This window comes from Sphingobium sp. SYK-6 (assembly GCF_000283515.1).
In the GTDB taxonomy this organism is placed as follows: Bacteria; Pseudomonadota; Alphaproteobacteria; order Sphingomonadales; family Sphingomonadaceae; genus Sphingobium; species Sphingobium lignivorans.
The window spans coordinates 885,689-899,600 of record NC_015976.1 but is presented as its reverse complement, the minus strand read 5'-3'; the positions used below and the strand labels follow the sequence as shown (position 1 = coordinate 899,600).

The 13,912-nt window shown below is 65.8% G+C and carries 16 protein-coding genes; 5 read left to right on the top strand and 11 right to left on the bottom strand.

Features of this window, described 5'->3' with window-relative positions; genetic code table 11:
- From SLG_RS04160 to coxB, 10 genes are all read right to left on the bottom strand, one after another.
- The gene (locus SLG_RS04160) at positions 1-873 is read right to left on the bottom strand and encodes a class I SAM-dependent methyltransferase (protein WP_014075171.1); all 873 of its coding nucleotides are present in this window, start codon (positions 871-873) and stop codon (positions 1-3) included.
- A 147-nt stretch (positions 874-1,020) separates the two neighbouring features.
- Positions 1,021-2,424, bottom strand: coding sequence for a threonine synthase (gene thrC / locus SLG_RS04155; protein WP_014075170.1), 1,404 nt, complete (start codon positions 2,422-2,424; stop codon positions 1,021-1,023).
- A gap of 107 nt (positions 2,425-2,531) precedes the next feature.
- The gene (locus tag SLG_RS04150; protein WP_014075169.1) at positions 2,532-3,197 is read right to left on the bottom strand and encodes an SURF1 family protein; all 666 of its coding nucleotides are present in this window, start codon (positions 3,195-3,197) and stop codon (positions 2,532-2,534) included.
- The gene (locus SLG_RS04145; RefSeq protein ID WP_014075168.1) at positions 3,194-3,604 is read right to left on the bottom strand and encodes a DUF983 domain-containing protein; all 411 of its coding nucleotides are present in this window, start codon (positions 3,602-3,604) and stop codon (positions 3,194-3,196) included. The genes SLG_RS04150 and SLG_RS04145 overlap by 4 nt, the downstream gene beginning before the upstream one ends.
- A 2-nt stretch (positions 3,605-3,606) precedes the next feature.
- Positions 3,607-4,437, bottom strand: a complete 831-nt coding sequence (locus SLG_RS04140; RefSeq protein ID WP_014075167.1) for a cytochrome c oxidase subunit 3 — start codon at positions 4,435-4,437, stop codon at positions 3,607-3,609.
- A gap of 41 nt (positions 4,438-4,478) precedes the next feature.
- The gene (locus tag SLG_RS04135) at positions 4,479-5,051 is read right to left on the bottom strand and encodes a cytochrome c oxidase assembly protein (RefSeq protein ID WP_014075166.1); all 573 of its coding nucleotides are present in this window, start codon (positions 5,049-5,051) and stop codon (positions 4,479-4,481) included.
- A 7-nt stretch (positions 5,052-5,058) separates the two neighbouring features.
- Positions 5,059-5,184 carry a hypothetical protein gene (locus SLG_RS22345; protein WP_014075165.1) on the bottom strand — a complete coding sequence of 42 codons (126 nt, stop codon included), beginning with the start codon at positions 5,182-5,184 and terminating at the stop codon, positions 5,059-5,061.
- Positions 5,181-6,080 carry a heme o synthase gene (locus SLG_RS04130; RefSeq protein ID WP_014075164.1) on the bottom strand — a complete coding sequence of 300 codons (900 nt, stop codon included), beginning with the start codon at positions 6,078-6,080 and terminating at the stop codon, positions 5,181-5,183. Before SLG_RS04130 ends, SLG_RS22345 begins: the two co-directional genes overlap by 4 nt.
- A 166-nt stretch (positions 6,081-6,246) precedes the next feature.
- Complete coding sequence (gene ctaD / locus SLG_RS04125; protein WP_014075163.1) at positions 6,247-7,917, bottom strand: cytochrome c oxidase subunit I; 1,671 nt, start codon at positions 7,915-7,917, stop codon at positions 6,247-6,249.
- Positions 7,918-7,928: 11 nt separating this feature from the next.
- Positions 7,929-8,921 (bottom strand): cytochrome c oxidase subunit II, encoded by a 993-nt coding sequence (gene coxB / locus SLG_RS04120; protein WP_014075162.1) that lies wholly within the window; start codon positions 8,919-8,921, stop codon positions 7,929-7,931.
- A gap of 189 nt (positions 8,922-9,110) precedes the next feature.
- On the opposite strand from coxB, the gene pyrE reads away from it, so the two are divergent.
- The 5 genes from pyrE to SLG_RS04095 all read left to right on the top strand — a co-directional run bounded on the left by pyrE (position 9,111) and on the right by SLG_RS04095 (position 13,068).
- Entirely contained in the window at positions 9,111-9,689 is a 579-nt protein-coding gene (pyrE, locus tag SLG_RS04115) for an orotate phosphoribosyltransferase (RefSeq protein WP_014075161.1), read from the top strand.
- Positions 9,690-9,865: 176 nt separating this feature from the next.
- Positions 9,866-10,597, top strand: a complete 732-nt coding sequence (locus SLG_RS04110; RefSeq protein ID WP_014075160.1) for a pyridoxine 5'-phosphate synthase — start codon at positions 9,866-9,868, stop codon at positions 10,595-10,597.
- Positions 10,598-10,607: 10 nt separating this feature from the next.
- Positions 10,608-11,009, top strand: coding sequence for a holo-ACP synthase (gene acpS, locus SLG_RS04105; RefSeq protein ID WP_014075159.1), 402 nt, complete (start codon positions 10,608-10,610; stop codon positions 11,007-11,009).
- Positions 11,006-11,950 carry a signal peptidase I gene (gene lepB, locus SLG_RS04100; RefSeq protein WP_014075158.1) on the top strand — a complete coding sequence of 315 codons (945 nt, stop codon included), beginning with the start codon at positions 11,006-11,008 and terminating at the stop codon, positions 11,948-11,950. The genes acpS and lepB overlap by 4 nt, the downstream gene beginning before the upstream one ends.
- Positions 11,947-13,068, top strand: a complete 1,122-nt coding sequence (locus tag SLG_RS04095; RefSeq protein ID WP_014075157.1) for an AI-2E family transporter — start codon at positions 11,947-11,949, stop codon at positions 13,066-13,068. The genes lepB and SLG_RS04095 overlap by 4 nt, the downstream gene beginning before the upstream one ends.
- A 259-nt stretch (positions 13,069-13,327) precedes the next feature.
- On the opposite strand, the gene SLG_RS04090 is transcribed toward SLG_RS04095, so the two are convergent.
- Complete coding sequence (locus tag SLG_RS04090; RefSeq protein WP_014075156.1) at positions 13,328-13,879, bottom strand: FKBP-type peptidyl-prolyl cis-trans isomerase; 552 nt, start codon at positions 13,877-13,879, stop codon at positions 13,328-13,330.
- Positions 13,880-13,912 lie beyond the last annotated feature (33 nt).

Here is a 13,912-nt window from a genome sequence, read left to right as displayed (position 1 = left end):
TCAATCCCGCGACCAGCGCGCCCAGATCGCCGTGGGCAGCAGCAGCCCGCGTGCTTCCTCGCGCACTGCCAGTTCGCCGCATTCGATGCGACCGGGGAGATCCGCCAGATGCGCGCGCAACAGCTCGCCGATCGCCAGCGCGGACATGCGCACGGCATAGACGGTGAGGAAAAGGAAACGGCTTTCGCCATCGAGCAGTCGCCGGCAATCCGCGATGAGACCGGGCAGGTCCTCCTCGAGTCGCCAGATCTCGCCATCCGGCCCGCGGCCATATTTGGGCGGATCGAGCAGGATGCCGTCGTAGCGCCGGCCCCGCCGCACTTCGCGCGCAACGAAGCGGGCCGCATCCTCCACGATCCAACGGACCGGATTGGCCTCCATGCCGGACAGGGCGGCATTGGCGCGCGCCTGCGCTACGGATTTCTTGGAGGCATCGACATGCACGCAATGCGCACCGGCTGCCGAGAATGCGAGCGTGCCGACGCCGGTGTAGCCGAACAGATTGAGGAACTGCGGCTCTGCGAGTCCGGCGAGCTGCGCCCGCCCCCATTGCCAGACCGGTGCCATGTCCGGAAAGAAACCGAGATGACGGAAGGGCGTGCAACTCGCCTGAAAGCGCACCTCGTTCCAGACGAGCGGCCAGCCCTCGCGCGGGACGGGCCGCTCGAAATGCCAGCGGCCGCCGCCATCCTCATCCGATGCCGGAATGAAGCTCGCGTCCGCCGCCCAGTCTGCGGTGGCGGGCTGCCACATCGCCTGCGGCTCGGGGCGGATGAAGCGATAGCGCCCGTAGCGCTCCAGCTTGCGGCCTGCACCTGAGTCCACAAGCCCGTAATCGGGCCAGGGCTCGCCTATGAGGGTCTGGAGTTGCATGGCGTCTCGATGCCTCATTCTGTCGTGCGATCGCCAGCCTGCAAAGGCCGGAAAGCGGCGAGCAGATCTTCCGCACGCCGATGGCGGGGACGTGAGGCCCCGTGGTGCCGCCTTCCCCTCATCGATCCGGCGCGCGGAGCGCTGATCTCAGCTGCCCCGCTTCACGGCGTGCCCGGCGATATAGTCGGTCACGGCCTCGAAGGTCGCCGGGAGCGTCACGTAGCGCTCCTCGCGCCCGAACAGGTCGCCCGTGCGGGACGGCAGGCCCGGGCGCACACCTGTCGCGCGCTCGACGGCATCGCGGAACTTGGCGGGATGCGCCGTTGCCAGCGTCACCATGGGCACGGACGGGTCCACCGCCGCGGCGCGGGCGGCGGCAAGACCGATCGCGCTATGCGGATCGATGATCTGCCCGGCCGCGTCATAGGCCCAGCGCATGGCGCGCGACATGCCGTCCGCATCGATCCGCGCGGAGGAGAACAGGGCAGCCGCGCCATCACGCTGCGCATTGGTAAGGCGCATGGCCCTTGTCTGCTCGAAGCCCTTCATCTGCTCGGCCAGCGCCGCGCCATCCCGGCCGTTCAGGTCGAACAGCAGCCGTTCGAAATTGGACGAGACCTGGATATCCATGCTCGGCGTCGCGGTGGGGACGACCGTGCCCTGGCTGTAATCGCCTTCGGACAGCGCGCGGTGAAGGATGTCGTTGACGTTGGTCGCAACGACCAGCCGCTCGATCGGAAGGCCCATGCGCGAGGCCACATAGCCCGCGAACACATCGCCGAAATTGCCGGTCGGCACGGCGAAGGCCACCGAGCGATCCGGCGCGCCGAGGCGGACGCCGGCATAGATATAATAAACAACCTGCGCGACCAGCCGCGCCCAGTTGATGCTGTTGACCGCCGACAGATCGTAGCGGGAAGAGAAATCGGGATCGTTGAACGCGCGCTTCACCAGCGCCTGCGCATCATCGAAACTGCCCTCGATCGCGATGTTGTGGACATTGGGCGCCAGCACCGTCGTCATCTGCCGCCGCTGCACGTCCGACACACGGCCGGCCGGGTGCAGCATGAAGATGTCGATCCCGGCGCGCCCCGCGACGGCATCGATCGCTGCAGAGCCGGTGTCGCCGGAGGTCGCGCCGATGATCGTGAGATGTGTCTCGCGTCGGCTGAGGAATTTCTCGAACAGCAGTCCCAGCAGCTGAAGCGCGACATCCTTGAATGCCAGCGTCGGGCCGTGAAACAGCTCCAGCAGCCAGTGACCATGGTCGAGCTGGACGAGCGGCGTGACGGCGGCATGCGCGAAGCGGCCATAAGCCTGCGTGCATAGATCGCGCAGCTCATCTTCGCTGAGGCTGTCCCCCACGAACGGCAGGATGACTCGCACCGCCGTTTCCACATAGGAGAGCCCGCGCATGGCGGAGAGGTCCGCCGCCGTGAAGGTCGGCCAGCGCTCGGGCAGATAGAGCCCGCCGTCGCTCGCGAGCCCCGCCAGGGTCGCGCCTTCGAAATCCAGCGCGTCCGCGCGCCCCCTGGTGCTCACATATTGCATGACGGGGCGCTCTTAGCCTTGAGTTGCGCGCCCTGCAACTCGCCCGGACACATGGCAGGATAAGGGGGCTTCGCAAATGCCGCCGTTCGCACGCGGCTGACCGACGTTCAGGACCCCGGCGGCGGCGGGGATGGATCCGCGCCCTGCGAGCGCCCGTGCCAGCGCTTGCGCAGCGCGAGCCCATAAATGACGGCCGCCACGAGAGCGAACAGCCACCACTGCACCATGTAGGAGCGATGATTGTTCGGAACCGAGGCCGGATCGGGCGGCGCCGACGCGACGAGTCCCGGCGCAGGCGTCTCGGCGACGATCATGAGGCGCAGCGGCGGCGAGCGGCGCGCCAGCCGGTCGAGCCAGGGCGTGCTGTCCGGCTCGTGGGTCGCGATGCCCTGCACGGGGCCGCCGGTCCAGGCGACGCGGGCATCGGGCGCGAGGCTCACCCCGACATCAACCACCAGTCCCGGGCCTTCCGCTCCCGTGGCGCAATAGGCCACATGTCGCCAGCCCGGCCGACCTTCTCGCGACCGTCCGCCAATCACCCGCCAGTCCACCACGCGCAAGCAATTGGCGGAGAGACGCCGGAACAGGAGGCTTTCGTCGACGGGATTAGCAACCGGATAGGCCGTGGCGGGCAGCGCCATGTTCCGGTGCCAGATGCCGATCGCGGCCTCTTTCTCGTGGGCACGATCGAGCTGCCAGAAGCCGAGGGCGATCATCAACGCGATGGCCAGCGCCACGATGATCGTCGGGACCAGCGGAACGGGCCGGATCACGGCGTCTCGTCCGGCACCGTCGGCTGGGCGGCAAGGCGCCCTTCCCGCGCCTGATTGCGATATTCGAGAATGAGCAGGGCCGCCTTGGAAGCCCGCAGGCACAGCACGACCAGGACAGTCGTGAGCGGAACCCAGAGCAGGATATGCACCCAGAAAGGCGGGCTCGCCGCCAGCTGGAGGAACAGCGCCAGCGCAGTCACGAGGCCGCCGACGATGAGGATGAGAAAAGCGGCCGGACCGTCTCCGACATTGAACTGGCTTATGTCCAGCCCGCAGGCCCGGCATCTGGGCGCGAACCGCACCCAACCCTCGAACAATGGCCCCACTTCACAGCGGGGGCAGCGCGCCGCCAGGGCCGCGCGAACGAGCGGTGTCGCCCGCGCGGTCTGGTCAGCGCTTGTCGTCATGGTCAGCCGGCGTGGACCGGCGCGCCCCAGCCGCCCCAGACATAGACGGCGATGAAGAGGAACAGCCACACGACGTCAACGAAATGCCAGTACCAGGCTGCGGCTTCGAAGCCGAAATGCTGGCGCGGCGTGAAGTGGCCCTTGTAGGCGCGCACCAGGCAGACGATCAGGAAGATCGTGCCCACGAGCACGTGGAAGCCATGGAAACCGGTCGCCATGTAGAAGGCCGAACCATAAGGCGTCTCACCGAACGCGAAAGGCGCATGCATATATTCATAGGCCTGGATGCAGGTGAAGAGCACGCCCAGCAGGATGGTGAGCCACAGGCCCTTCTTGAAGCTGTCGCGATCGCCATGGATGATGGCATGGTGCGCCCAGGTGATCGTAGTGCCCGAGCAGAGCAGGATCAGCGTGTTGAGCAGCGGCAGTTCGAACGCGCTCAGCACCTCGATGCCCTCGGACGGGAACAGCCCGTTGATCGGCGGCAGTTCGGTCGGGAACAGCGAGAAATCGAAGAACGCCCAGAACCAGCCGAGGAAGAACATCACTTCCGAGGCGATGAACAGGATCATGCCGTAGCGCAGGTGAAGCTGGACCACCGGCGTATGGTCGCCGGCATGCGCTTCCTTGATGACGTCCGCCCACCAGAAGAACATCGTGGCGAGCACGCCGAGCAGGCCGAGCAGGAAGCCGGTGCCGCCCCAGCCGCCCAGAGCGTCCGGGTGCATCCAGGCGACAGCGCCCATCGCCATCACGAGCGCCGACATGGAGCCCATGAACGGCCAGAAACTGGGTGGCAGAATATGATAATCGTGATTCTTGGCGCCGGCCATATGATGTTCCCCGTATCTGAGCGCTCTGTTCGCGCGCCTGTTTAGCTCTCGTTGCCCGGCTTCTCAACCGGATAGAAAGTGTAGCTCAACGTGATTTCCTGGACATCCTTGTTGTCCGGATCGTCCAGGAATTCCTTGTCGACATAGAACAGCACGGGCATGCGGACCTGCTGTCCCGGCTGCAGCGTCTGCTCGGTGAAGCAGAAGCATTCGATCTTCGAGAAGAACCGCCCCGCCTGCTCCGGCGTGACGTTGAACACCGCCCGGCCCTTCACCGGCTTGTCCGACCGGTTCTTCGCGATGAAGATCGCCATCGACTTGCCGCCGACGCCCACGTTGAGGCGGCGCTTCTCGGGATAGAAATCCCAGGGAAGGCCGCTGCTCACATTGGAATCGAAGCGAATCGAAAGCTGGCGGCCCTGCGTCTCGATCTTCTGCGCAACGGCCTGATCCTGCGTGACGCGCTGCGTCGTACCGCCATAGCCGGTGACCTGGCAGAAAAGCCGGTAAAGCGGGACCGACGCGAAGCCGAGCCCGAGCATGGCCAGCGCGATCAGCCCCGCGATGACCGCGGTGCGCCGGTTGCCCGAATGCTGCCCTGTGATGCTCGTCATCGGCGCCTCAGTTCGACATCTTGGCGATAGTGATCGCGAAGAAGAGGATCGCAAGCGCGCCCAGCACCAGCGCCATGACGCGGGCCCGCGCCCGCTGGCGCTCCTGGATCAGCTTCTGCTCTTCCGGAGTCATGCGCCGCGCACCCAGTGATCGACAACCACCGCCGCGAACAGCAGGAAGAGATACAGCACCGAATATTTGAACAGCCGCTTCTCCGGCCCCATGCGCGCCGGATCGGTTTCCCGCCGCAGGGAGACCTGCAGCGCCATGGCGGCGAAGATGCCGGTCGCGACCAGCGCCGTGAGCCCGTAGATCAGGCCGGTCAGCCGCAGCAGAACGGGCGCGAGCGCGGCGACAGCCATGATCGCCGTGTAGAGCAGGATCTGCCGCCGGGTCGCGGTTTCGCCCGCCACCACCGGCAGCATCGGGATGCCGGCATTGGCATAGTCCATCCGCACGAACAGGGCGAGCGACCAGAAATGCGGCGGCGTCCAGAAGAAGATGAGCGCGAAGAGCGCGATCGGCAGCGCCGCAATGTCCCCGGTCACCGCTGCCCAGCCGATCAGCGGCGGGAAGGCACCGGCGGCGCCGCCGATGACGATGTTCTGCGCGGTGCGCGGCTTCAGCCAGATGGTGTAGATGAAGACATAGAAGAGGATGGAAACAGCGAGGACGGCAGCGGCGAACCAGTTGGTTGCGACGCCCATCAGCAGCACCGAGAAGAAGGACAATCCCACGCCGAAGTGGAGCGCGCTTTCGCGGCTCATCCGCCCAGCAGGGAGTGGCCGCCCCGCCGTGCGCTTCATCCGCGCGTCCCGGTCCGCCTCGTACCACTGGTTGAGCGCACCGGCGGCACCCGCGCCCAGCGCGATGCACAGGATTGCCGTGAATGCCAGCGCCGGCGGCAGGCTGCCCGGCGCGACGAGCAGTCCGCACAGACCGGTGAAGACGACGAGCGTCATCACGCGCGGCTTGGTCAGCGCGACGAAATCGCGCCACTCGGCCGGCAGGGGAACCGATGCCGTCATCGTGTCGCCCGGGGGAAGAGTTGCCTTGCTCGCCAAAACCTAAACCTCTGGCTCAGTGTTCCATAGTGTTTCAACGGTGCGGCGAGGACACCTGCGCGCCCTCGCCCCCATTCATTTCATTCGCTCTGTCACCCGGCGAGCCTTGCCGGGGACAGATTCGCGCCCCTCAGTCGACGACCGGCAGGGTCTCGAACTGGTGGTAGGGCGGCGGGCTGGACAGCGTCCATTCCAGCGTCGTGGCGCCTTCGCCCCAGGGATTGCCTTCCGCCTTGCGGCCGGCCGCGAGCGACAGGATGATGTTCACGAACCAGATGCCCACGCCCACGGCCATGATGACATAGCCCCAGGAGGCAATGCCGTTCCAGTAGGCGAGCGCGTCGGTATAGTCCGGGACGCGGCGCTGCATGCCGCTCATGCCCAGGAAGTGCATCGGGAAGAACAGGATGTTCACGCCGATGAAGAACACCCAGAAGTGCAGCTGGCCGAGGAACTCGTTGTACATCCGGCCCGACATTTTGGGGAACCAGTAGTAGAAGCCGGCGAACAGCGAGAACACGGCGCCCAGCGACAGCACATAATGGAAGTGCGCGACGACATAATAAGTGTCGTGGAGATTGTCGTCGATGCCACCATTGGCGAGCACCACGCCCGTCACGCCGCCGACCGTGAACATGAAGATGAAGCCGAGCGCCCAGACCATGGGGGTCTTGAAGCTCATCGAACCGCCCCACATGGTCGCGATCCACGAGAAGATCTTCACGCCGGTTGGCACGGCAATGACCATCGTCGCGGCCGTGAAGTACATCTTCACGTTCACGCTGAGGCCAGTGGTGAACATGTGGTGCGCCCACACGATGAAGCCGACGACGCCGATCGCGACCATGGCATAGGCCATGCCGAGATAACCGAAGACGGGCTTGCGGCTGAAGGTGGAGACGATCTGGCTGACAATGCCGAAGCCCGGCAGAATCATGATGTACACTTCGGGGTGGCCGAAGAACCAGAACAGGTGCTGGTAGAGCACCGGGTCACCGCCGCCGGCAGCGTCATAGAACACGGTCCCGAAATTGCGGTCCGTCAGCAGCATGGTGATGGCGGCGGCCAGGACCGGCAGCGCCAGCAGCAGCAGGAATGCCGTGACCAGCACCGACCAGACGAACAGCGGCATCTTGTGCAGGGTCATGCCCGGCGCACGCATGTTGAAGATCGTCGTGATGAAATTGATCGCACCGAGGATCGAGCTGGCGCCCGCGATGTGCAGCGAAAGAATCGCCATGTCCACAGCGGGACCGGCGCTGCCGCTGGTGGAGAGCGGCGCATAGACGGTCCAGCCGGTCCCGGCGCCGTTGCCCGTGCCGCCAGGCACGAAGGTCGAGCCGAGGAGCAGGAGGAAGGCAGGGATCAGCAGCCAGAAGCTGATGTTGTTCATGCGCGGGAAGGCCATGTCCGGCGCGCCGATCATGATCGGAACGAACCAGTTGCCGAACCCGCCGATGATCGCCGGCATCACCATGAAGAACACCATGATGAGGCCATGTGCCGTGATCAGCACGTTCCACAGGTGATAGGCCTGGTCGATCGTGGCGCCGGAACCGTCCGAATACTGCGCCCAGAGCTGGAGATACTGAATGCCCGGCTCGGCGAGCTCGGCCCGCATGAGGCCGGAGATCGCGCCGCCAATGACGCCGGCGATGATCGCGAAGATCAGATAGAGTGTGCCGATGTCCTTGTGGTTCGTGGACATGAACCAGCGGGCGAAGAAGCCGGGCTTGTGCTCGGCATCATGGTCGTGGTGCGCATGCCCGCCGTGGAGCTCATCTGCGGTGGTGGTGGTCATGATTGGTTACCTCAGGAAGCGGTAGCGGGCGCCGGGGCGGGCGCGGCAGCGTTGGCGGCGGCGGGTTCGGCGGCGGCCTCTTCGCCGGGCATCGTGCCGCCCTGCGACCTGACCCACTGCGCGAATCGTTCGGGGCTCACGGCCTCGACGGCGATCGGCATGAAGCCGTGACGCGCGCCGCACAGCTCGGAACACACGCCGTAATAGACGCCTTCCTTCTCGATCGTGAAGGTCTTCTCGTTGAGGCGGCCGGGCACGGCATCCTCCTTCACCCAGAAGGCCGGAATGGAGAAGCTGTGAATGACGTCGGCGCCCGTGATGATGAGCTTGACCGGCACGCCGACGGGCAGGACGATACGGTTGTCCACGCCCAGCAGACGCGGCTCGCCGCGCTCGAGCGCCTGCTCGTCGGTCAGCATGTTCGAGACATATTCGCCGATCCCGTTGTCGGGATATTCATAGCCCCAGTACCACTGATAACCGGTGACCTTGACGGTGACCGCATCGGCAGGCGCGGGCTTGAACTGCTTGGCGAGCAGGTCGATCGAGGGAATGGCGATGCCGACCAGGATGAGCACCGGGACGACCGTCCAGATGATTTCGATCAGCGTGTTGTGCGAGGTGCGCGAGGCGTCGGGGTTCGCGGCGCGGCGATAGCGCACCATCACCCAGAGCAGAAGGCCGAGCACGAACAGCGAAATGATCGTGATCACCGGCATCAGCACATAAGAGTGCATCCACCAGGCATAACGGCCGGTCGGCGTCACCTGCTCCTGAAAATAGGTTTCGCCCGGCTTGGGCATGCCGACGCCCTCGACGGGCCTGGCATGGTCGAAAGCCGGAGCCGCGGCGGTCGCCGCTGCCTCACCAGTGGTTGCGGGCGTCTCCGGAGCCGGAGCCGCCGCGACCGGAGCCGCTTCAGCCTGCGCCATAGCCGCGGACGGCGCAAGCGCGCTCAGTCCCATGGCCATCGCCATCATGAAGCCCTTGATTCTTATGTTCATGCGGTCGACCTGCCTTACGTTTTCAGGCCGCTGGTTCCCAGGCGGAAACAACGGCCCCCCTCTTTCATCACCGGGCCATATACGCAGGCATTCCCGATGCCTCAAGCACTCAAATGGCAGCGGGAGACGTTGATTGTCCGCGCATCCGCCGCTATCTGCCCCGCGCATATAAAGAAGGCCCATGAACCAATGACAGAATCAGAAGTGCTCGCCGAGTTCCGGGCGGCCGATGCCCTGCTGCAGGGGCATTTCCTGCTTTCCTCGGGCAAGCACAGCGCCAGCTATCTGCAATGCGCACGCGTGCTCATGAACCCGGAGCGGGCCGCACGCCTCGCCATCGCGCTGGCCCAGAAGCTGCCGCGCGACATCCGCTCCGCCGTGGATGTGGTCGTTTCGCCCGCGATGGGCGGCGTCATCATCGGCCATGAGATGGGCCGCGCACTGAACTGCGACGCTCTGTTCCTGGAGCGCCCGGAGGGCACCTTCATGTTCCGCCGCGGCTTCGCGCTCGCGCCGGGCCAGAAAGTACTGATGGTGGAGGACGTCGTCACGACGGGCCTCTCCTCGCGGCAGGCCATGGACGCCGTGCGCGCGGCGGGCGGCGAAGTGATCGCGGAGGCGGCGCTGGTCGATCGCTCGGCGGGCGAAGCCAATCTGGGCGTGCCTTTCTTCAATCTGGTGAGCCTCAACTTCCCGGTCTACGAGCCGGACGAAGTGCCGCCGGAACTGGCGGCGATCCCCGCGATTAAGCCCGGCAGCCGGCAGTGATCCGGGCCGGGGCCCTGCTGCTCATCGCGGTGGCGGCGGCCCTGCCCGGCTCTCTATATTGGCTCGCCGAATCGGTCTCAGTTGATGGCCGATCCAATGGCGCGTTTCCGGCGCTTTCGGCGATCCCCGGGCAAGCGGGGGCTTCGCTATGACATCCTCTCGAAAGTAGCCTGTCCATGACCGACCATCTGCGCCTCGGCGTCAATATCGACCATGTCGCGACAATCCGGAACGCGCGCGGAACCCGCTATCCGGACCCGGTGCGCGCAGCGCTGGCGGCGCAGGCGGCAGGCGCGGACGGCATCACCGCGCATCTGCGCGAGGACAGGCGGCATATCACCGACGAGGACATCGCCCGCCTCTCGGCCGCACTGGACATTCCGTTCAATTTCGAGATGGCCGCGACGGAGGAAATGCTGGCGATCGCGCTGCGCCACCGGCCGCATGCCGTGTGCCTCGTGCCCGAACGGCGCGAGGAACGAACGACCGAGGGCGGACTCGACGCGGCGGGGCTGCACAATCATCTGGCGCCGATGATCGACCGACTCCGCGAGGCCGGCTGCCGGGTATCGCTGTTCATCGAGGCGGATCCACGCCAGATCGAGGCGGCGCTGCGCCTGCGGGCACCTGTCGTCGAGCTGCATACCGGCCGTTATTGCGAGGTCGAGGGCATGGAACGCGCGGCGGAACTGCGCCGCATCGCCGACATGGCCGCCCTTGCCGCCAAGAACGGCATTGAGCCCCATGCCGGCCATGGCCTCACTTATGACAATGTCGGGCCGATCGCTGCCATTCCGCAAATCGCCGAGCTCAACATCGGCCATTTCCTGATCGGCGAAGCGATTTTCCTCGGCCTGCACGAAAGCGTGGCTGAAATGCGCCGGCAAATGGATGCGGCGCGCGGATGAGGACGCTCCCATGATCATCGGCCTCGGCTCCGATCTCTGCAATATCGAGCGAATCCAGGCGTCTCTGGACCGCTTCGGCGAGAAATTCGAGGCCCGCGTGTTCACGGACGTGGAGCGCGCCAAGGCAAGCCGGCGGCCGTTCACCAAGGCCGCGACGCTGGCCAAGCGCTTCGCCGCGAAGGAAGCTTTCTCGAAAGCGGTGGGCACAGGCTTCAAGGCCGGCGTGTTCATGAAGGACATCGGCGTGGTCAACCTGCCGTCCGGCGCGCCCACGCTGGCGCTGACGGGCGGTGCGAGAGCGCGTCTCGATGTCTTGACCCCGCCGGGCGCCAGCCTATTTGTTCATGTGACATTGACCGACGATCACCCTTGGGCGCAGGCGTTCGTCATATTGGAGGCTCGGTTTCCGTGACGGACGACGCATCGATCAAACCGACCAGGAGCATCCGGGCCGGCAGAACAGGCAAGGAGAGCAAGGGCACCGACTGGTGGGCCGAGGTGAAGAGCATCACGCTGCTTCTGCTCGCCGTGCTGGGATTCCACAGCTTCATCGCCAAGCCCTTCTACATTCCTTCCGAGTCGATGATGCCGGGCCTGCTGGTGGGCGACCGGCTCGTCGTCTCCAAATATGCCTATGGCTGGTCCTACGTCTCGCCGACCATCCCCAATCCCTTGGCGATTTTCCGCAACGTGGTGCTGCGTTCGCCACCCGAGCCCTGGGGCATCACCCTGCCCTTCATGGAGGGCCGCATCTGGGGCAAGATGCCCGAGCGCGGCGACATCGTGATCGCGACGCCCCGGCACAGCAACGAGGATTATATCAAGCGGGTCATCGGCCTTCCCGGCGACACGCTGGAAGTGCGCGAAGGCATCGTCATCCTCAACGGCACGCCCGTGAAGCAGGAATGGCTGACCCCGCTCAGGTTGCCGGTAGACGCCAATTCCCCCTGCGACCCCCGCCAGTTGCCCGGCGCGCTGCAGGTGGAGCCGGACGGCTCGACCGTTTGCGTGCTGCCGGTCAAGCGCGAGACGCTGCCCAATGGCGCCAGCTACACCATCGTCGACACCGGCCCGCGCGAGATCGACTGGTACGGGCCGGTTCGCATCCCCGAGGGGCATGTGTTCCTGATGGGCGACAACCGCGACAACAGCGCGGACAGCCGCGTGAGCCTGGAGCAGCAAGGGCTTGGCGGCCCGATCCCGTGGGAAACGATCGGCGGGCGTGCTGAATTCATCACCTTCTCGCTCGATGGAACCACGACGCTCAATCCCGCGACATGGTTCAGCAGCTTCCGGGGGGGCCGTGCGGGCACCTCGCTGCGTCCCGAACATGCGGAAACGCCCGCTCAATGACCGGGTCAGGCGCGAGCGGCAGACAGTCGGATGCCGCGCCGGCCCCCAAGGACAGCAAGTCGCAAGGCGGGGCCGATGAACGCCCCGGCCCCGCGGATGCCCACAGCGTTGAATTTTGGCGAGAAATCAAGCGCGCGCTCATCTGGGTCGGCGTCGTCGGGGGCGCGGCGCTCGTCGTTCTCCTGATCCAGCCCTTGCTCTACATCATGGGCGCGATCGTCATCGCGGTCATGCTGGACGGCGGCACTCGCCTGCTTGGCCGGGTCCTGCCGATCGGGCGCGGCTGGCGGCTCGCGATCCTGATGGTGGGAATCGCAGCCTTTGTGTCCTGGACTGTCTGGCTGACAGGAACCCAGGTCGCACAACAGGCTGCGCAATTGCCGCCCCTCATCGAATCGCAGGTCGCGCGAATATCGGCATGGCTCGCCGGGCACGGCATCGACATCGGCTTTTCAGACATGCGACAGGCCGGCGAGCAGCTCATGGGATCGCTCGGCCGCGTGACTGCCGCGCTCAGCAGTGCCGCGGGACTGATGTCCAGCCTCATCATGATGGGCGTGCTCGCCATTTTCCTGGCGGCGGAATCGCGCTTCTATTCGCGCGGCATCGCATGGTTCGTGCCGGTCGACAAACGCGATGAGGCCCATGCCCTGATCGACAAGCTTGGCTTCACCCTGCGCCGGCTGATGGCTGGGCGGCTGGTCGGCATGGCCGTCACGGGCGTGCTCACCGGCATCCTGCTGACGCTCGTGGGCATCCCGATGGCGACCCTGCTCGGCGTGCTCACCTTCATGCTCGCTTTCCTGCCCAATATCGGCGCCATCCTGTCAGGCGTGCTCATCACGCTGGTCGGCTTTTCCGTGGACGTGCAGCACGGCCTCTTCGCGATCGGCATCTATTTCGCCGTGCAGACCGTGGAGAGCTATCTCATCACACCCACTGTCGCCCGCCGCGCCGTGGATATCGCCCCGGCCATCGTGCTGGGCGCGCAGATCCTGTTCGGCACGCTGTTCGGCGTGCTCGGGCTGGCCCTGGCGGACCCGATTCTCGCGGTGATGAAAGTCTTCCTGGAAGAACGCGCCAAGCGACGCACGGCCGAGCGGCAGCAGCAGTCCTGAGCCCGGACCACTGTCCGGACGCTCCTGGCACGGAAATGGGGCCAACAGGACAGACCGACCGCAACAACAACGTAACCGGCCTGACAGAACGGCACTGAGCCGGCCCCGTCCCCGGACGTCACCTGATTGTCGCAAAAATACCCGCGGGGTTTCAGGGCAGGAGCAGATTCGCTGAACAGCGCGGCATGGCCGCATCCGCCGAGAGACAGGCAATTCGGACTGGAAAAGCCGGCCCGTGGCGGGCCAGCAGGTCAGCTTGTCAGGGCTGCCCGCCCTGCTCCATCGCCTCGGGCGGCGGTCCACCCATCTGCTGCTGCATCATCTGCTGCATCTGCATCATGCGCTGCGTTTCCATGATTTCCGCGCGCGTCTTGAACTCGATCAGGCGGATATCGAACTGCAGCGGGCTGTCCGGAGGAATAGCGCCTCCCGGGGGCGGATTGGCGCCATAGCCGAGCTCGGCCGGAATCCACACCCGCAGGCTCCCGCCTTTCTGGAGCAGGGTCACGGCCTCGGAGAAGCCCGGCACGGTGGAGGCCAGCTCCATCGGTGCGCCCGGATTCTCGTCGAAAACCGTGCCATCCGGCAGCATGCCCTTGTAGGCGACCAGCGCGAAATCCTCGCGCGTGGGGCTGCCGCCGGTGCCTTGCTGCGTGATCTGGTAGCGAAGGCCGCTTTCAGTGCGGCCGAACTGCTGGCTTCCGGCCCAGGCCAGCACGAAGGCCAGCGCAAGGACCAGAATGGCGGCGAGCCAGAAACGGCGGACGGACCCGCGCTGGATGGGTCGCAATGGAACCGCCGTCACCGACATGGCCGCCTACCTTGTATGTTGTTCGCAGATTCA

Excerpts from the sequence above, each read along its gene's own strand:
- SLG_RS04140 (WP_014075167.1), bottom strand. The coding sequence starts at position 4,437 with ATGGCCGGCGCCAAGAATCACGATTATCATATTCTGCCACCCAGTTTC.
- coxB (WP_014075162.1), bottom strand. The coding sequence starts at position 8,921 with ATGAACATAAGAATCAAGGGCTTCATGATGGCGATGGCCATGGGACTG.
- SLG_RS04095 (WP_014075157.1), top strand. The coding sequence starts at position 11,947 with ATGACCGGGTCAGGCGCGAGCGGCAGACAGTCGGATGCCGCGCCGGCC.
- SLG_RS04160 (WP_014075171.1), bottom strand. The coding sequence starts at position 873 with ATGCAACTCCAGACCCTCATAGGCGAGCCCTGGCCCGATTACGGGCTT.
- pyrE (WP_014075161.1), top strand. The coding sequence starts at position 9,111 with ATGACAGAATCAGAAGTGCTCGCCGAGTTCCGGGCGGCCGATGCCCTG.
- thrC (WP_014075170.1), bottom strand. The coding sequence starts at position 2,424 with ATGCAATATGTGAGCACCAGGGGGCGCGCGGACGCGCTGGATTTCGAA.
- SLG_RS04130 (WP_014075164.1), bottom strand. The coding sequence starts at position 6,080 with ATGACGGCATCGGTTCCCCTGCCGGCCGAGTGGCGCGATTTCGTCGCG.
- SLG_RS04090 (WP_014075156.1), bottom strand. The coding sequence starts at position 13,879 with ATGTCGGTGACGGCGGTTCCATTGCGACCCATCCAGCGCGGGTCCGTC.
- SLG_RS22345 (WP_014075165.1), bottom strand. The coding sequence starts at position 5,184 with ATGACTCCGGAAGAGCAGAAGCTGATCCAGGAGCGCCAGCGGGCGCGG.
- SLG_RS04145 (WP_014075168.1), bottom strand. The coding sequence starts at position 3,604 with ATGACGACAAGCGCTGACCAGACCGCGCGGGCGACACCGCTCGTTCGC.
- acpS (WP_014075159.1), top strand. The coding sequence starts at position 10,608 with ATGATCATCGGCCTCGGCTCCGATCTCTGCAATATCGAGCGAATCCAG.
- ctaD (WP_014075163.1), bottom strand. The coding sequence starts at position 7,917 with ATGACCACCACCACCGCAGATGAGCTCCACGGCGGGCATGCGCACCAC.
- SLG_RS04110 (WP_014075160.1), top strand. The coding sequence starts at position 9,866 with ATGACCGACCATCTGCGCCTCGGCGTCAATATCGACCATGTCGCGACA.
- SLG_RS04135 (WP_014075166.1), bottom strand. The coding sequence starts at position 5,051 with ATGACGAGCATCACAGGGCAGCATTCGGGCAACCGGCGCACCGCGGTC.